This window comes from Phaeobacter gallaeciensis DSM 26640 (assembly GCF_000511385.1).
GTDB lineage: Bacteria > Pseudomonadota > Alphaproteobacteria > Rhodobacterales > Rhodobacteraceae > Phaeobacter > Phaeobacter gallaeciensis.
The window spans coordinates 3,694,856-3,712,238 of sequence record NC_023137.1; the positions used below are offsets into that span (position 1 = coordinate 3,694,856).

Here is a 17,383-nt window from a genome sequence, read left to right on the forward strand (position 1 = left end):
GGACCTAATGCTCGGTATTGTAGGCATCGTGGTTATCTTTGTCATGGTGTTCGGGGGATATCTCCTCGCAGGTGGCAAGTTTGCGATCATCATCAAAGCTCTGCCATTCGAATTCATGATGATTGGTGGAGCGGGTGTTGGCGCCTTTCTGATCAGCAATGATATGGGCGGCGTTAAACATACGCTGAAAGACGTCGGTAAGGTATTCAAAGGGCCCAAATGGAAGCCCGATGACTACCGAGATCTTCTATGCCTGCTCTTCTCTCTGATTAGGATCGCAAGGGCGAACCCGGTTGAGGTCGAACAGCACATCGAAGACCCGGAAAACTCATCTGTTTTCAATCGCTACCCGAAAATCCTTGCAGATAAGGAGGCGGTAAATCTGATCAGTGACACCATGCGGTCAGCTTCGATGAACTATGATGACCCGCATCAGGTTGAGGAAGTTCTGGAAAAGCGGATTGAGGCGAACCTGCACCATGCCCTGCACTCCAGCCATGCGCTGCAATCGCTTGCCGACGGTCTTCCGGCGCTGGGCATTGTTGCGGCTGTTCTCGGCATCATCAAAACGATGGGATCAATTGACCAGCCGCCAGAAGTTCTGGGTAAGCTGATCGGTGGTGCTCTTGTTGGGACATTCCTGGGTGTTTTCCTGGCCTATGGTCTGGTCGGCCCCTTCGCAGGCAAGGTGAAGTCAGTTGTCGAAGAGGACGCACATTTCTATTCGCTCATCCGCGAAGTTCTGGTGGCCAACCTGCACAATCACGCAGCAGCGATCTGTATCGAAGTGGGGCGTCAGAATACCCCATCCCACATCCGCCCTGGGTTTTCTGAACTGGAAGATGCCTTGAAATCGGTGAAACAGGACGCAGCATGATGTGGCGCGCGCTGACCTTTGCAGCATTGACCCTGGCTGCGGCATCTGTCGATGCCCAGACAGTGGTTGCACGTTCGGGAGAGCATGCCGGGTTTTCTCGATTGGTCATGCGACTCCCGGACGGGGCGCCCTGGTCCTTGCGTCAGTCCGGGCAAGTCGCCCAGGTCGTGATCGATACGCCCACAGTTGTGTTTGACACATCGCAAGTCTTTGACCTCATTCCGCGTACACGCTTGCAATCGGTCTCGCAGGCGGGACCTGGGCAACCGTTACAGCTGCAGCTTGGGTGTAACTGCGATGTCACCTCCTTTGTTCAGAAGGACGGGTATCTGGTGGTTGATATTGCCGATGGCACGCCCGGTTCTGATCAGCCTTTGGCGGCCGGATCGCCGCTGCCGCTCTTGCCCGGAAATATCAATAGTACCGGGTATCGGTTTAATCTTGCTGCGCGGGCAGCTGCGGACGCGCGTGCCGCCCTTGATCTTGCTGGTGTGACGTCCCGCAGCACTTCTGGTGCTGATCAGGTGCAGCGCCTTCCTGTTGCTGTGGCGGAAACACCGTCAGCGATCCAACTACCCCTTGATCTGACCCGAATCCCACGCACTGAGGCGCCCGCCCCAGCGGCTGAAGAAGCACGCGTTGCGGTGGAGCCTACCGTTGTGCCGACCCCGGTTCCGGTCCAAGTGGACGCGGATATGCTGCTTGATTTATCGGAAACAGAGAGAGCGGCAACCGTCAACGAATCCGAACAGCGGCTGTTGCAACAGATCAGCCGTGCCACCAATCAAGGGTTATTGGACTTGGTCGGTGTGGAGGTGCATGACGGCCCGAATGGGCACGTCCTTGATCCTCTGAGCAGCCGGGATCGCCCTCTTAATCCGCTGGACCAGATTTCCGTCACCTCGTCCGTGGACCGTGAAACTGGTCTTATTGCGCGCAGGTCTGACATTTCAGGCCAGCCAACGCATTGCCTTCCAAGTCGACAAGTGGCCGTACACGAATGGGGCACGGATGAGCCATTTGCAGACCAGATTTCGCCGCTGCGCGCGGATTTGGTACGTGAATTTGATGACGTCGATCCGGAAGCGGTTTTGACATTGGCGCGGGCCTATCTCTTTTTTGGATTTGGTGCTGAGGCACAGGCGATCCTGCGGATGATGCCGTCTGGTGCTGCAGAGCACGACGATGCCGTGGCGCTGACGGCCATGGGGGCTGTGCTCGACGGCCAGCAGATGGAGGTTAACCATGCTTTCGCGGGGCAGCAGGTCTGCGATAGCGAAGTGGCGCTCTGGGCCGCCTTGGCTGATGGGACCATCAAAAAAAGCGCCAAAACAGATGCAATCCAACAAGCTTTTGCCAAGCTGCCACCGCATCTGCGGGTACAAGTCGGCCCGCGCATTAGTACGTTGTTTGCCAAGGCGGGCGATCCCCATCTGGCGGGCGCGGCATTGCGATCTGTAGATCGCACTGGTGTTGAGCATGTTCCTGAAATCAACCTGGCCGAGGCAGAAATCGCCAGACTGGAAGGCGATGTTGAAACCGTCGCCCAAGAGTTGACGGATGAAGTGGCCGAGCGGACGGAAAACGCACCACGGGCCCTGATTGAACTGATCGACCTCAGCTTTGCTGAACGCAGCGCGCTGTCGCCGGATGTGCCGGATCTGGTCGCCTCCTATGAGGTAGAGAACCGCGACAGCCCATTGGGCGCGGAGCTCAGGCGTGCCGTGGTTGCCGCCCTGGCGTTGACTGGTGAGTTTCATGACAGTTTCAACGAACTGGAAGTGTTGACCCGACGCGATGGCCCGGCCGCTCGTACTGCGGCGCTGGAACCGTTGCTGACCTTGCTGACAGAGCGGGCGGACGATGTTACCTTCCTGCAATATGCGCTGGTCATCGCGGCCAATGGCACCACTGCAGAGGTCGCGCCGGTTGCGGACATCGTGGCCGAACGCCTGCTGGATCTGGGGTTTGCGCAGCAGGCTCAATCAATCCTGAAAAAGCTGGCGATGGAGCCTGGAAACACGAAACGCCGACTAATCCTGGCCAAAGCGGCGTTGGCGATGGACAAACCGCATTCCGCTTTGGTTGAGTTGATGGGGCTGTCCGGTTCCACGGCAAACAAGCTGCGTGCAGAGGCACTTTGGCGCAATGGAGAATATGCGAGAGCGGGTGAGTATCTGCTTGAAGAAGAAGAAAAAGATGCAGCTGCGCGCGGATTCTGGCATTCGGAGGATCGTGATACGCTTGCCACGATTGATGCGGATGACACGGAGCAGTTCGGTGGCGTTGCGCGCGTGACAACAGAAATCGAAGAGACCGCGAAAGAACCCACTGGCCTGCCGCCCTTGGCCCATGCGAGGGCGCTTGTTGAAAGCAGCGAGGGGACGCGTGGCGGTATCGCAGATCTGTTGCAGAAGGTCGCGCCGCAAGCCGATCCTTCCGACGATGGATCGTAGCATCCAATAACCACAACTATCTGAGCTGAGCATTTGCGAAGACCGCCTAATCGGGGCGGTCTTTGCGCGTCTGGTGCTAACGGTTTGTCAACGCTCTCACCTTACGCTCGAACCTAGGGTGAATCCTCATTTGGACAGGCAGAATGCCGAAATCGAGCTATTATTTCCGACAACAGCGGCGGTGTGTCCGCTGCGCAGGCAGTTTGCCGAAGTGGTCCGTGCTGCTTGTCGCAGTATTTGGCCTTTTGGGGCTGCTTATTCCTCAGAAAATATACGCGGCTTCGCCGCAGGTATCGGCGCTATGTGATCTTGCCGCGCGACGGGCCGCACGTGATCAGGGCGTTCCGCTGGACGTGTTGCGTGCCATCACCAGAACGGAGACCGGCCGCGGCGGCAAGCAAGGGCTCCAGCCGTGGCCCTGGACCGTCAATATGGAAGGTGCCGGCAAGTGGTTTCAGACAGAAGATGAGGCTCGGGCCTATGTCTTCTCCCACTTCAAACGCGGTGCGCGGAGCTTTGACGTCGGGTGTTTCCAGATCAATTTCAAATGGCATGGTCAAGCTTTTGACTCGATTGACCAGATGTTCGACCCGCTTGCGAATGCGCAATATGCGGCGCAGTTCTTGCGCGAACTGCACGATGAATTTGGTGACTGGTCGCAGGCTGCCGGCGCCTACCACTCGCGCACACCCACCTATGCAAACCGCTATACTGCGCGTTTTGACAGGGTGCGCGCGGACCTAAAGCCGGTAGAGACAGTCGCGGCGCTACCGGTCGAGCGAAACCGGGCTACGTTCACCGCCCCACAACCCCTCGCCATGCTTCACAATCCATCGCCGCTGATCACTCAGGGTGGGGCACCGTCCGGTGCTGCCCGCCTGGGATCTCTGGTTCCATTAACCGGCGGCGGCACTTCGGCGCAAGCGCTCATCATACTGAAATAAGGGCTGAATTTCGTGCCAAATATTGATATGCAAAAACTGTTCAGCCCAACTGTGCTGCTGGCGCTCGCGCTGATGGCGATCATCGTTATGATGATCCTGCCGATGCCGGCCTGGGTTCTGGACGTTGGCTTGGCGGCCTCGTTTGGTCTGGCGATCCTGATCTTCACGATTACCTTATTCATTGAGCGCCCGCTGGATTTCTCGTCCTTCCCGACCATTTTGCTGGCCTCGCTAATGCTACGCCTCTCGCTCAATGTGTCGTCGACGAAACTGATCATCGGTCAGGGACACACCGGTACCGATGCCGCTGGCGGCGTGATCGAAGGATTTGCCCAGTTTGTGATGGGCGGAAGCGTCTTCCTGGGTCTCGTAGTCTTTGGCGTGTTGTTGATCGTGAACTTCATGGTCATCACCAAAGGTGCGGCGCGGATGGCAGAGGTCGGTGCCCGCTTTGCTCTGGACGGGATGCCGGGCAAACAGCTGGCCATCGACAGTGATATGTCCGCAGGGGCGATTGACCATGCAACTGCGCGTGACCGCCGCGAGACGGAACAGCGTGAGACGACGTTCTTCGGGTCTCTGGATGGGGCGTCCAAATTTGTAAAAGGCGACGCGATTGCCGGCCTGTTGATCACCCTCTTGAACCTGATCATGGGCTTGATCATGGGTGTGCTTGTTCATGGCATGCCGGTAGTATCCGCTTTTGAAACCTATGCCATCCTGACCGTTGGTGACGGTCTGGTTTCGCAGATCCCATCGGTCATTATTTCGATCGCGGCTGCTCTGCTGCTGGCACGTGGCGGGGCAACAGGGTCGACGGATATCGCGCTGGCCGACCAGCTAGGTAAACACCCGGCTGCCCTAGCGACCGTGGCCATTCTCATGGGTTTGTTCGCGCTGGTTCCCGGTCTTCCGTTTATCCCCTTCATGGTTGGGGCTGGTGTGCTTGGCTATTCCGCCTACCGGATGAGCAAAAACCTGAAGGACCGCGAAGAGGCGGAGATGGAAGAGCAGATCGAAGAGGTCATGGAGCCCAAGGAAAACCGGGCTCTTGGTGACATCCTCGATCTGGATGACCTGCATCTGGAATTTGCGCCCGATCTGGTGAGCATGGTGCTGGACGCAGGGACCGGTCTGGATGCCCGTATCGCCAACATGCGAACACATGTGGCCACGACATTCGGGCTGATCCTGCCTGAAATCCGCCTGACGGATGAGCCGGAACTGATGACAGGTACTTATGTGATCAAGATTCAGGGTGTCGAACAGGTGCGTGGCATCCTGCATCCGGAAATGGTTCTAGCCCTGATGCCGGACAATCATGATGCCCTGCCGCCGGGCACGGATGTCACCGAACCGGTCTATGGCGCCCCGGCGCGCTGGATTTCCTCAAAAGCGCAGGAAGATGCTGCGCTTTCGGGGGCGACAATTGTGACGGCGCCAGAGATATTGGCGACGCATCTGCTGGAGGTGATCAAACAGAACTTCCCCCGCCTGCTGACACTGAAATCCCTCCGTCGCCTGTTGAATGAGATGACGGAGCTGACCGATGAGTTCCGTGCGGAAGCCAATCGAAAGCTGCTGGATGAGCTGGTTCCGGACAAGGTTCCGATTGATACACTGCATACGGTGCTGCGGCTGCTGCTGGAGGAGCGGGTATCAATCCGCAATATGCCTCTCATTCTTGAGTCGATTGCCGAGGCCCGCCTGCATACTCCGCAGCCGGAGACTATCTGCGAACATGTGCGTCAGCGGCTGGGCTTCCAGTTGGTTGGTGAGATGAAACGCGAAGATGGCACCATTCCGTTGATCCAGCTAGCGCCTGAGTGGGAGGAGACATTCTCCACCTACCAGATCGACGCCCAGGGCGGTGCCGTCGATATTGCGCTGCCGCCGGAACAGTTCAACCGGCTGGCCGAAGGGCTGAGTGAGCGGCTGAATACCACCACGGAACAGGGCGTATTTGCAGCGGTTGTGACCTCAACCCGGCGCCGTCGATATCTGCGGACAATCCTCAAATCGCGTGGCATCCTTAACCCGGTCCTATCATTCGAGGAGATCGGGCTTGAAGCGAGACCGGCGCTCGTTGGTATGGTTCCCGCATGAATCTGGACTTTCTGCCACCTGAGCTGGTCGCCCTTCTGGGCGCCGGCTTTTGGCATGGGGCCATCGTTTTCCTGCGGATTGGGGCGATGGTTTCGGTGTTGCCCGCCTTTGGCGAAAAATATGTGCCGACGCGGATCAAGCTGGCAATTTCTCTGGCGTTCACGTTTATCGTGGCGCCGGCCTTGCCGATCCTTCCGCCGCCGGACAGCCCACTACATTATGGAAGCCTCGCACTCAGCGAAGCGGTTGTTGGTCTGGCGCTGGGAATGGCGATCCGTATGTTCGTTCATGCCATTCAGATTGCCGGTACCATTGCCGCGCAATCGACCTCGCTGGCGCAGGTGTTGGGAGGTATCGGCGCCGAGCCCATGCCCGCTATCGGTGCGGTCCTGCTGATCTCTGGCCTGGCGCTGGCCGTGATGTTGGGTCTGCACATCCGGGTGGCTGAGTTCATGATCTACAGCTACATGATGTTTCCGGTGGGTGAGTTCCCGAGCGCTTCTGGGTTGTCGGACTGGGGCGTGCACCGGGTGTCGCGCAGTTTTGCAATGGGCTTTTCGCTGGCAGCACCATTCCTGATCGGTTCGATGGTCTATAACCTGACACTTGGCGTCATCAACCGCGCGATGCCTGCGCTGATGGTGGCCTTTGTGGGTGCTCCTGTTGTGACCTTCGGAGGTCTCGCAATTCTGATGGTGGCCAGCCCGATGATTTTGGATATCTGGAGCACGGCACTTATGGGGTTCTTCGCCAATCCGGGGGAGGGGATGCCATGAGCGACGATGATTCAGACAAGTCATATGAGCCAACACCGCAGAAACTGGAGAAAGCGCGTAAGAAGGGGGAGGTTCCAAAGTCGACGGACCTCAACGTGGCGGCATCCTATCTTGGCCTGATTATCGCCATCTATGTATCAGGCGCGGATGTGGTTGAAGAGCTGGGGACGGTATTAATGTCGTTCTTAGACCAGCCCGACCGTTTGGCTGATTTGTTCTTCGGTGGCGCGGGGACCGTGCCGGTTGGTGGGATATTTATGGCGGTCGGCACATCCAGCCTGCCAATATTTATTGTCCCAATGGCCGCTGTCCTGCTGTCGATCATCGCACAGCGCGCGCTGGTCTTTGCTCCGAGTAAGCTGGAACCAAAACTCTCAAAAATTTCGATCATTTCGAACGCCAAGAACAAATTCGGGCGTTCGGGGCTGTTTGAGTTTTTCAAAAGCACGGTCAAGCTGGTGCTTTATTCAGTCTGTATGGGCGTGTACCTCAATTATCGGTTGCCGGATATGATTGCCTCTTCGGCTACCGGGGCGTTTGTTGTTGTGATGATGATGGCGCAACTGGCGCTGGAATTTCTGATCCTGGCGTTAATCATTGCGCTTGGTATCGGGGTGATTGATGCGTCCTTTCAGCAGGCAGAGCACAATCGCAAAAACATGATGTCTCGTCAGGAGATCATGGACGAAAGCAAAGAATCAGAAGGTGATCCGCATCTGAAGGGCGCGCGCCGTCAAAAGGCACATGAAATCGCTATGGGCCAAGGGGTTGCCGACGTGGCTGAGGCTGATGTGGTGATCGTCAACCCGACACATTACGCTGTTGCGCTCAAGTGGGATCGCGCGCCGGGGCAGGCCCCTATTTGCGTCGCCAAGGGTGTCGACGAGGTTGCGGCAGTTATCCGCGAAGTCGCCAATGAGAATGGGGTTCCGATCCACAGTGACCCGCCCACCGCGCGTGCATTGCATGCGGCGGTCGATATCGGTGAGGAAATTCACGAAGAACATTTTGCACCTGTTGCTGCCGCCATCCGCTTTGCGGAAAAAATGCGTCAACGGGCCAAGGGGATGGTGTGATGAAGCAGAAGATGCTGGACCAGATGGCAGATGTGACAGAGGCCATGTACCTGCAAGAGCATGCCAAGGTGAAACCGGTTCTGGATGCTGAGGCGCGGGTGCGCGGTCAATTGGCGAAACTGGATCAGCAGATCAAAGACAGTCGCGAAATGGCTAATTCCGACCATGCGATGAAAGCGCTCGGTGCGGATCTTCTCTGGCAGGGCTGGCACAGCCGCACGCGCAGACAATTGAATATGGAGCTGGCGCAGATTACCGCGCAGAAGCTGCGGGCGATGGACAATCTGCGCAAGGCGTTCGGCCGCAAGCACGCGGTAGAAACGATGGCGATCCAGGAGCGCCAGCGGGTGAAAAAGGACAGGGCGCAAAAGCTGCACAACCGGCTGATGAATATGGAATGAGATTAACGCAACATGTTTGCATCAAAAAAGGCCGGTTCATTTGAACCGGCCTTTTTCGTTGATGTTGAATTGGGCTTCAGACGTCTTGTCGTGACATTTCCACGATCAGCACATCATAAATATCCTTGCCCAGTTGCTTCTGCGCAGCTTCGCGCAGGGCAGTTCGCAAGGGCGTCAACATGTCGGAGCGGGTGAAAGCGCCACGAAAACCGCCCATGTTGGCGTGATCGAACAGCACCTGCAGGAAGACATCCCGCAGCTTCGGCTCGTAGGCGTGGATTTTCTCGTTCATCCCGGCCTTGGTTTCCAGGCTGAGAGAGATCACCACCAGAGAGGAGAGCTGTTCACGCTCGACAACTGGAACGACGAATTGGTTCGCCATCTTGATGTATTCGCGCTGCTCTTCCTCTTCGCCCGGCAGTTCAGGGGTAATTTCTTCGGCGTGCTCGCCGCTGTCCTCGGCGTGCTCTTCCGGGGCGGGGGCCGGGGCCAGCATGACACCGGCGCCGATCCCACCGGCGGTCCCAACAAGGAGCAGAATGACGGGCAGTAGTTTTGACAACATATGCAGGCCTCAGAATGGCAGGATCACGTCCAGCACTTGCTGGCCGTAACGGGGTTGTTGAACATCTGTGATCTGGCCACGGCCACCGTATGAGACCCGCGCGGAGGCGATCTTGTCATAGGTGATCTCGTTCTGGCGGCTGATATCGTCAGGGCGCACGTAGCCTGTCACCAGCAATTCGCGCATCTCGAAGTTGACGCGCAGCTCTTGTGTGCCGCTGATCGACAGCACACCATTCGGCAGCACATCCACCACTGTTGCGGCGACCCGCAGTTCCAGTTTCTCGCTGCGCTTTACAGAGCCTTTGCCGCCGGAGCTGCTGCTGCTGCCGATATCAACGGCATCGGCCATTGACGCCCCTTCGGGCAGTTTCCGATCCAATCGCTGGGGCAGGCCGAGCAGTTGCGGAACCGCCAAACTTTCGGAGCCGGAGCGCGACCGCTTGGTGTCGTTGGAGATTTCGGCCTCTTCATCGATTTCGATGACGACGGTCAGGATGTCACCCTGTTTGGTTGCCCGGCGATCTCCCAGCAGTGACTGGCGCGACCCGCTCCACAGTGATGCTTGATCAACCGGGCGTTGGGTCTGCGTGTTTACAGGCAAGCCCTGAAACAGCATGGCAACATGTTCAGGAGATTCATTTGCGGGGCTGAACGTCGGTGGTTTGCCAACATGATCCAGCCGTCCGCAGGCGCTCAGCGTGATCATAGCCGCAAGGGCCGAATTCGCCAAAAGGGTTCTATTTTTCATCAGTTTACCTCAACTGTTCCATCTGCGGCGATACGCCCGCTGATGGTCGTGCGTGACGATAAGTTCATGACACGGATTGCTTCGCCATCAGCGCCGCGACCAAGCGAACGGCCCTCAGCCAGAATGGTCAGACCACCACGTTTGAACCGAATGGTGACCAGATCGTTACGCTCCACGATGGCTGGCGGGCCAACGTCGCCGGGGCGCATTGGCCGCCCTGCATAGAGCGCCACGCGGGCTTCCTGGCCAATCACCAAAGACGGATCGGAGATCGCGCCCAGCACCTCGGCCTGTTTCAGAACCAGATCCTCGGCCGTCACGATTTCCTTGGCCCGGATGGTTCGCACCGGGACCAGAATGTCGGCCCAGGCGGGCTGGGCACAGAACAGCATCACAATGGCGAGGATCCGTTTCATTAGCGTACCTGCGTGGTTGCGCCCATCATCTGATCGACGGCAGAGATGACCTTGGCATTCATTTCATAGCCGCGCTGGGCTTCGATCAGCTCCGTGACCTCGCGGACGGCATCCACCGAACTGGCCTCCAGATAGCCCTGACGCAGGGTGCCGAGACCATTCTCACCAGGAGAGGCAACAGTGGCCGCACCTGAGGCTTCGGTCTCTACAAAGAGGTTGCTGCCCAGGGCTTCCAGGCCTTTGGGGTTGGAGAACCCGGCCAGCGTCAACTGACCCATCAGCTGCCCTTCGGCGGTTTCATCGAAATAGGCGTAGACCTCACCATCGGCATTGATCGAGACGTTGCGCGCGTCGCTGGGGATGGTGATATCCGGGGAGACCGTAAAACCATCTGAGGTGACAACCAGACCCTCGGCCGATCGTTTCAGGGCACCGTCGCGGGTATAGGCGGACTGTCCGGAGGGGAGCGTCACCTCGAGATATCCTTTGCCGTCGATGGCAACGTCCAGATCATTCCCGGTCTGGGTCAGGGCCCCCTGCGCCAGATGAATGGAGATTGCAGAGGCGCGGACACCAAGGCCCACCTGCACACCGGTGGGCAGCACAGTCCCGTCGGAGGCGTTTACCGTGCCGGCCCGTGTAACTTGCTGATAATGCAGGTCTGCAAATTCCGCGCGCCGAGCGTTATAGCCCGTGGTGTTCATATTCGCGAGGTTGTTCGAAATTGTCTCAACACGCAGCTGCTGCGCGGTCATTCCGGTTGCGGCGATCTTCAGGGCGCGCATGGGCTTACTCCTACGACTTCGTCAGATTTTTGATGGCGTTGCGGACACGTTGATCTTCGGTCTCAAGAAAGCTCTGGCCCATTTCATAGGCCCGCTGAATTTCGACCATTCGCGCCAGCTGAGAGATGGCATTGACGTTTGATCCCTCCAGAAACCCCTGGAGCACGCGGGCGTCGCCAGCGTCTTCGATTTCGCCATCGACGCGGAACATCACCCCGTCTTCTCGGATCATCTGATAATTCTCTTCCGGTTTAAAAATGCCGATTTGGCCGAGCGCACGACCATCTGCGCTCAATGTGCCGTCGGCGCCGAATTTGATGGATTTGGCATCGCCCGGAATGAACACAGGCGCGCGACCGGCATCCAAGACCCGATGACCATCCATGGTGACCAGATCACCCTGGGCGTTGGTGGAAAATGCGCCCGACCGGGTCAGCCGCTCCCCCATCGGGGTTTCGACCATGAAGTACCCGTCGCCTTCGATGGCAAGATCCAGATCACCGCCCGATTGAGTCAGAGCTCCCTGCGCCATCGAGGTGTTGCGGATATTTGCCCGCCCCATCGACAGGGATTCCTGACCGGGTGCAGTCTGGATAAATTCGGAAAAGATGACCCCTTCGGCCCGGTATCCGGTGGTGGCTGAGTTGGCGATGTTATTTGCGACAACGCGCATTTCGCGCATCAGACCCGATTGGCGGGACAAGGTGGTGTAACCGGTGTCTCCCATTACAGACCTCCTGAAATCAGTGGCACAACGTGCCCATCAAAAAAGGCAACCAAGGTCTGCGTCATGAAACCCATGGTCATCCAGAAAACGACAAGAATGGCGGTAAGCTTTGGCACAAAGGTCAGGGTCATTTCCTGCACCGATGTCAGGGCCTGAAACAGGCCGATGGCGAGGCCAACAACCAGTGCAACCAGCAAAATCGGTGTCGACATCATCACGGCCGCCCAGAGGGCCTGGCGCAGAGTGTCGTAGAAAAGCCCTTCGCTCATCATGGGCTTACACCGGCATCCGCAGGATTTCCTGATAGGCTTCGACAACCTTGTTGCGGACGGTCACCGCGGTTTCCACCGCCAGTTCCGTCTGGGCCAGGGCTTGCACCAGCGCATGTGGGTCGCCGTTGCCTGTCATTGCGGTGACCGAAACCTGCTCGCTTTGCTGCAGGGTGCCTGCGAACTCTTCAAAGCTGGCCTTGATCTTGGCCTCGGCGCTGCTGGGCATGTGCTCCGGATCGACCTTGGTCGCAGGGCGTGCGGCGGCGTAGCCGGTGGTGGCGGAAAGACTGCGAATATCCATTCTGGATCTCCAGGTATGTCAGTATGTTTCAGAAAATCTCGGTGTTATCTGCGCAACAGGTCCATCAGTGATGACGACATTTGCCGCCCCTGCTCGAACATCTTGAGGTTGGCCTCGTAGCTGCGCTGTGCCTCGCGGGCATCGGCGATCTCGATCATCAGGTCTACATTCGACCCTTCGTAATGGCCGCTCTCGTCTGCCAGCGGGTGGGAAGGATCAAAAACCTGCTCCAGATCGGATCGGTCCAGACGCACAGGGCCGACCTCCACCTTTTCTACGTCGGAGCGCAGATCGCGCACCGCTTCAAAGGGAACAGTCTTGCGGCGATACCCGGGGGTATCTGCGTTGGAAATATTCTCTGACACATGACGTAGGCGGCTTGCCTGGGCTTTCAATGCGCTTGCAGAGACGGAGAGGGATTTGGAAAATTCGCTCATGGTCTAACCTCCTCAGTTCCGGCCAAGGCTGCTGCGCAGCACGTTCATCGAGGATTTATAGATCGCCAACGCGCGGTCATGCTGCCGCTTGACCTCAACCCCTTTCAGGATTTCGCCTTCGATCGAGACCGTGTTGTCATTGGGATCACCGCCCCCGCGCGTGGCGGTGACAGCCCAGTCCATACCGTTGCCGGAGGCGCCGTGCAGATGGTTGGAGCGGCTGGCAACCATGTCGCCTGCACGGGGTCCCTGCGCATAGACTTCTTTGAAAGGCTTGATGTCCTTGGCATGATAGCCAGGCGTATCGGCATTGGCGATGTTCTGCGACACCAATGCCTGGCGCTTCCCTGCATGGGTGGCCATTGAGTAGGCAATCTTAAAGACGTTCAGTTCTTTAAACACCGGGGCTTCTCCCTCGATCAATTTCAATCAAGGCTTAACCCCGATTCCTTTAGAAATTGTTTTCAGGAACAGTTGGAGACACCAGAACATGATCTCAGCCATCAACGCATTGACCCAGGATTTGGCGAACAAGAAACTGTCGTCAGCCGTGGGGCGCGTGTCGGAAATTTCAGGTGGCGCAATCACGGTATCGGGGTTGAATGGTCAGGCGCGTATTGGGGATCGGTTGATCCTTCGTCGGGCGGGGAGTGACCCGTTAGAAGGTGAGGTTATGCGGATTTCATGTAGTGAAGTCAGTATGTTACCAGATACAGCTCCGGATCGTGTTGCTGTCGGGGATGCTGTTCTGTTGCACCCAACGCCGGATTTTGCCCCCGGTGACAGTTGGATCGGACGCGTGATTGATCCCTTCGGCGCACCTCTGGACGGACGACCGATGATGCGTGGAGAGGCAACTCGGGACTTGATGGCAGCGCCACCAAAAGCTGCTTCACGTCGTCCGATGGGGGAACGACTCAACACTGGTCTTGCGGTCTTCAACACGATTCTGCCGATCGTAAAAGGGCAGCGAGTCGGTCTTTTTGCAGGGTCAGGTGTGGGAAAATCCACGCTGTTGGCCACATTGGCACAGAATATGGAGGCTGATGTCGTCGTCATCGCGCTGATCGGCGAGCGGGGACGTGAGGTCAACCACTTCGTAAAAGATGTTCTGGGCGACGAGGGGATGCAGCGTGCAGTTGTCGTTGCAGCCACGTCCGACCAATCGGCGCTGGTGCGTCGACGCTGCGCGTGGTCAGCGATGGCCGTGGCAGAACATTTTCGAGATCAGGGAAAAAATGTGCTGTTTCTTGCAGATTCGGTGACTCGATTTGCCGAAGCACACCGCGAGATTGCCGTTTCATCAGGTGAAGCGCCAGCCCTGCGCGGATACCCACCGTCAGTGACACCGCTGATTACCGGTCTTTGTGAGCGTGCCGGGCCTGGCAGTGGCGACCAGGGCGATATCACCGCGATTTTCAGCGTGCTGGTTGCAGGTTCTGATATGGATGAGCCGATCGCCGATATTCTGCGCGGCGTTCTGGATGGGCATATTGTGCTCAACCGTGAGATTGCAGAACGAGGACGATTCCCGGCTGTCGATGTCTCGCGGTCGGTGTCCAGAAGCCTGCCTGCGGCCGCAACAGCGGATGAGAATTCAGCGATTCTGGATGTCCGAAAGTATCTCGGCGCTTATGAACAATCAGAGGTTATGATCCGCGCAGGCCTTTATTCGGAGGGCAATGATGTGACGCTGGATCAGGCTGTGAAGCTCTGGCCAGAGTTGGATTCGTTCTTCGGCAGGTCAGATCCTGAAGGGGTACAAAGCAGCTTCAATCGCCTGATGCTGATGATGCGACGCGCCGTGGCGATACGCTAATCTGATGCAGGGCTTGCAGCTAGAGGAATGTAGTGCGCGTTCAGCGCGGCTCTGCGAAGCTGGTGTAGCTGCCTGATTGCAAGGAGGATCCAACAGGCGCGGGTGTCCTGAGTCACGTATTTGGGCAGATGTGTCTGTCTATCCTGGTGGGTAGATTGAACTCGCTGATGTCGCGTTGAGCTTCAGATGCCTCGAACCGACAGTCTTTTGGCATCTTCTACCTCGGAAATCTCAGATTGGGCCCGTCGTTTCTCGGGTTGCCTCATCATGAAGAGGAGTGAGCGACGGGATTTCCTACGGCACGAGTGCATTTTGCACGCGCGGTTCCATATCGATCTTTTTGATCGGGAGACCCTTCGCGCGCTGATGTCATGGGAGAAGCGCAAACTAAGTGATTTCAACTCGCACTGAATTGCTCTGCGCTCAAGAAGCTATAAAATGATGACTTTAGCGGTGTCGATTGGCCCTCTTGGACAATGACGCTGAAGGAGTGGTCGTTCCGCTGCGGCATTCATCACCTGGTTTGAACGACGGTTTTCAAACCTAGGAGACCTACTGCACACCACAGATGATAGAGACAACGGTCGTATTGAGGGTCAGTAGTTAATGCGCTCCAGCACGCGAATTAACTACTCACAACCAGTACATACGGAGCGGAAGTGTGAAAAGAACAAGGTCGTGAGTCAATCTGCGTGTTTTATGCAAGTTTGTCGTGCGGATTACCGAAACCCGCGGACACCTACAAAGCAAGATCAGATTGCCCAGTCACTCGCTGACCAGAATAGCTTTCACAAAATAATTCCAGCCGACAGTGCCTTTCCAAGACACGATCGGCTGAGAACTCACGATGGGCGTACGGCCATCAGTCGATCTTCGCGTGGCAACAAGGTGCGCAGCGCTTTCAAACATCTGTAGTGGTTGTCTGAGAGGACAGCATCGGTGGCCTCTGCCAGTGACGCACGGCTGTCAGGATCTGTGAACACCTGACTCAGTTCCTCTATCCGGCGCAGCATTTGAAGGCGATCCTCCTCGCCATCGACATCGCCAGACAGAACCAACTGGGCCGCGTAGCAGACGCGTCGCACCGGAGTGTTTGCTTCTTCCGGGTGGATGGCATCACGCAGCCGCAGGATGTTTGCATCTGGGGTTACAATGGACAATCGACTGCGCCGATCTCCGTTTTCAATTACTGCACCGTTCACCAATACCCGCTCTTTCGGGGCAAGTTTCAGGACCAATCCGCTCATATTCAGGACGCTCCGCTGCGAAGGCCACGCATGATGGCCGTGTTGATTTCCACCAGAAGCCGTACATCCGCTTTGCGGGCCAGGACTTTGCTGGTGTGTTGATGGGTGAATTCCCCAAGCGAGAGCAGCTGAGCTTTCAATTCGTCCGGGAGTGGGTTTCCAGGACTGGCAACTTCGACTGAAAAGATCGACCAGAGTTTGCGATTGTCGGTCAGTGCTGCGGCAAGTTCGGTAAAACCTGGCTTACCTTTTTGGGCTGCGGCGACCATGCGACGGGTTACGCGGGCGATGACTTCATATTCGAGGTTCTTTGCAGTTCGAGTCGGGGCCTTTGCCGCCGAATAGGCGCTCTTCGCCTTTAGAAGGGCATTCACGTGTTATCCTAACATGTAATCTACAGATTCTCTGCGATAGGGGATCTGGGGCGCGCGGTGGCGCCCCAGATCAAGCTGCTATTAACGGAACAGCTGCATCAGGGTCTGTGGCGCCTGGTTTGCAATCGACAGCGATTGCACCGCCAGCTGCTGCTGAGTCTGAAGCGCTTTCAGCCTCGCAGAAGATTCTTCCATATTTGTATCGGTCATCGTGCTGACACCCATTGTCAGGGAGTCGGAGAGTTTCGACACAAACATGCCTTGGTCGGTCAGGCGATTGGAATCAGCACCCAGCTGAGCGGCCGCATCGATCGCGTTACCAAGCATGGTTTCGATCTCGGTCAGCGCAGTAGAGGCGGTTGCCACATCAGTAATATCGGTGATCCCGGCAGTACTGATGTTTGCTTCAGAGTCGATCGCCGTTACGGTGATGGTATCCGCAGCTGGATCCAGTCCACCCAGAACAGTCAACGAGGTGGTGACGTTGTCATCAAGCAGATTTGCTCCGTTGAATTCAGCGGAGTCGATGATCGATTCGATCTGCGCTGCCTTCTTGGCGATGCTGTCCTGAATCTTTGCGTGGTCAACGTTTTCCGAGTTTGCGGAAATCGCCAGCTGCTTCATCTCGGTGAGAGTTTCAACGATTTGCTCGGCACCGGACAGGGCCACAGCAACAGTCGCTTCACCAACGCCAAGAGATTCCTGTACCGACTTATAGCCAGAGATATCAGAGTCCATGGTTTTGGAGATCGCCCAAACCGCGGCGTTATCCTTGGCCGAACCGATCCGCTTACCGGTCGAAATCTGGCTCTGGGTGTCGTCAAGGCTGTTGTTTACGGACTGCAGCGTCTGCAGTGCAACCATTGCGCCATTGTTAGTCAGAATGCTGGACATAGCATGTATTCCTTTAGTTAGAGGCGTTTTGACCTCTGGTTTCCCTGCCCCGAAGGGCGCTCTCTGACGTCTTTCTGACTATGCGTTCCGCCGTCCGGCTTCCGCGCCACCCTCCTTTGAAGGTGCAAAGTGACATTGGCCTACTATGTGCTAAGGGAGT

The 17,383-nt window shown here is 57.1% G+C and carries 20 protein-coding genes; 8 read left to right on the forward strand and 12 right to left on the reverse strand.

From position 1 onward, the window contains the following. Positions 1 to 7 precede the first annotated feature (7 nt). From motA to GAL_RS17820, 7 genes are all read left to right on the forward strand, one after another. On the forward strand, positions 8 to 877 hold the full coding sequence (gene motA, locus GAL_RS17790; RefSeq protein ID WP_024098942.1) for a flagellar motor stator protein MotA: 870 nt from the start codon (positions 8 to 10) through the stop codon (positions 875 to 877). Next, on the forward strand, positions 877 to 3,333 hold the full coding sequence (locus GAL_RS17795) for a hypothetical protein (RefSeq protein WP_024098943.1): 2,457 nt from the start codon (positions 877 to 879) through the stop codon (positions 3,331 to 3,333). The genes motA and GAL_RS17795 overlap by 1 nt, the downstream gene beginning before the upstream one ends. Before the next feature lie 143 nt (positions 3,334 to 3,476). Further along, positions 3,477 to 4,277 (forward strand): transglycosylase SLT domain-containing protein, encoded by an 801-nt coding sequence (locus GAL_RS17800; RefSeq protein WP_024098944.1) that lies wholly within the window; start codon positions 3,477 to 3,479, stop codon positions 4,275 to 4,277. Between the two features lie 27 nt (positions 4,278 to 4,304). After that, entirely contained in the window at positions 4,305 to 6,383 is a 2,079-nt protein-coding gene (flhA, locus tag GAL_RS17805) for a flagellar biosynthesis protein FlhA (protein WP_024098945.1), read from the forward strand. After that, positions 6,380 to 7,159, forward strand: a complete 780-nt coding sequence (locus tag GAL_RS17810; protein WP_024098946.1) for a flagellar biosynthetic protein FliR — start codon at positions 6,380 to 6,382, stop codon at positions 7,157 to 7,159. Before flhA ends, GAL_RS17810 begins: the two co-directional genes overlap by 4 nt. Then, a complete protein-coding gene (gene flhB, locus GAL_RS17815) occupies positions 7,156 to 8,235 on the forward strand; it encodes a flagellar type III secretion system protein FlhB (protein WP_024098947.1) in 1,080 nt (359 codons plus the stop codon). Before GAL_RS17810 ends, flhB begins: the two co-directional genes overlap by 4 nt. Then, positions 8,235 to 8,636 (forward strand): hypothetical protein, encoded by a 402-nt coding sequence (locus tag GAL_RS17820; RefSeq protein WP_024098948.1) that lies wholly within the window; start codon positions 8,235 to 8,237, stop codon positions 8,634 to 8,636. The genes flhB and GAL_RS17820 overlap by 1 nt, the downstream gene beginning before the upstream one ends. Positions 8,637 to 8,712: 76 nt before the next feature. Here the strand turns inward: GAL_RS17820 and GAL_RS17825 are convergent, their stop codons facing one another. The 9 genes from GAL_RS17825 to GAL_RS17865 are packed head-to-tail and all read right to left on the reverse strand — an operon-like array spanning position 8,713 to position 13,291. Beyond that, positions 8,713 to 9,201 (reverse strand): flagellar basal body-associated FliL family protein, encoded by a 489-nt coding sequence (locus GAL_RS17825; RefSeq protein WP_024098949.1) that lies wholly within the window; start codon positions 9,199 to 9,201, stop codon positions 8,713 to 8,715. 9 nt (positions 9,202 to 9,210) lie between these two features. Next, on the reverse strand, positions 9,211 to 9,951 hold the full coding sequence (flgH, locus tag GAL_RS17830) for a flagellar basal body L-ring protein FlgH (RefSeq protein WP_024098950.1): 741 nt from the start codon (positions 9,949 to 9,951) through the stop codon (positions 9,211 to 9,213). After that, entirely contained in the window at positions 9,951 to 10,367 is a 417-nt protein-coding gene (gene flgA / locus GAL_RS17835; protein ID WP_014881583.1) for a flagellar basal body P-ring formation chaperone FlgA, read from the reverse strand. The genes flgH and flgA overlap by 1 nt, the downstream gene beginning before the upstream one ends. Next, the gene (gene flgG, locus GAL_RS17840; protein WP_024098951.1) at positions 10,367 to 11,152 is read right to left on the reverse strand and encodes a flagellar basal-body rod protein FlgG; all 786 of its coding nucleotides are present in this window, start codon (positions 11,150 to 11,152) and stop codon (positions 10,367 to 10,369) included. Before flgG ends, flgA begins: the two co-directional genes overlap by 1 nt. A gap of 10 nt (positions 11,153 to 11,162) precedes the next feature. Continuing rightward, positions 11,163 to 11,879 carry a flagellar hook-basal body complex protein gene (locus GAL_RS17845; protein WP_024098952.1) on the reverse strand — a complete coding sequence of 239 codons (717 nt, stop codon included), beginning with the start codon at positions 11,877 to 11,879 and terminating at the stop codon, positions 11,163 to 11,165. Next, entirely contained in the window at positions 11,879 to 12,151 is a 273-nt protein-coding gene (locus GAL_RS17850) for a flagellar biosynthetic protein FliQ (protein ID WP_024098953.1), read from the reverse strand. The genes GAL_RS17845 and GAL_RS17850 overlap by 1 nt, the downstream gene beginning before the upstream one ends. Before the next feature lie 4 nt (positions 12,152 to 12,155). Continuing rightward, on the reverse strand, positions 12,156 to 12,452 hold the full coding sequence (gene fliE, locus GAL_RS17855; protein ID WP_014876464.1) for a flagellar hook-basal body complex protein FliE: 297 nt from the start codon (positions 12,450 to 12,452) through the stop codon (positions 12,156 to 12,158). Between the two features lie 44 nt (positions 12,453 to 12,496). Continuing rightward, on the reverse strand, positions 12,497 to 12,889 hold the full coding sequence (gene flgC / locus GAL_RS17860) for a flagellar basal body rod protein FlgC (RefSeq protein ID WP_014876465.1): 393 nt from the start codon (positions 12,887 to 12,889) through the stop codon (positions 12,497 to 12,499). Between the two features lie 12 nt (positions 12,890 to 12,901). Beyond that, entirely contained in the window at positions 12,902 to 13,291 is a 390-nt protein-coding gene (locus GAL_RS17865; RefSeq protein ID WP_024098954.1) for a FlgB family protein, read from the reverse strand. A gap of 88 nt (positions 13,292 to 13,379) precedes the next feature. Here GAL_RS17865 and GAL_RS17870 point away from each other — a divergent pair, with 88 nt between their 5' ends. Next, positions 13,380 to 14,708, forward strand: coding sequence for a FliI/YscN family ATPase (locus GAL_RS17870; RefSeq protein WP_024098955.1), 1,329 nt, complete (start codon positions 13,380 to 13,382; stop codon positions 14,706 to 14,708). Between the two features lie 842 nt (positions 14,709 to 15,550). Here GAL_RS17870 and flbT read toward each other — a convergent pair. The 3 genes from flbT to GAL_RS17885 all read right to left on the reverse strand — a co-directional run bounded on the left by flbT (position 15,551) and on the right by GAL_RS17885 (position 17,223). Next, on the reverse strand, positions 15,551 to 15,955 hold the full coding sequence (gene flbT, locus GAL_RS17875) for a flagellar biosynthesis repressor FlbT (RefSeq protein ID WP_014876468.1): 405 nt from the start codon (positions 15,953 to 15,955) through the stop codon (positions 15,551 to 15,553). A 2-nt stretch (positions 15,956 to 15,957) separates the two neighbouring features. Beyond that, the gene (gene flaF, locus GAL_RS17880) at positions 15,958 to 16,329 is read right to left on the reverse strand and encodes a flagellar biosynthesis regulator FlaF (protein WP_014876469.1); all 372 of its coding nucleotides are present in this window, start codon (positions 16,327 to 16,329) and stop codon (positions 15,958 to 15,960) included. 81 nt (positions 16,330 to 16,410) lie between these two features. Beyond that, positions 16,411 to 17,223 (reverse strand): flagellin N-terminal helical domain-containing protein, encoded by an 813-nt coding sequence (locus GAL_RS17885; protein WP_024098957.1) that lies wholly within the window; start codon positions 17,221 to 17,223, stop codon positions 16,411 to 16,413. Positions 17,224 to 17,383: the final 160 nt, after the last annotated feature.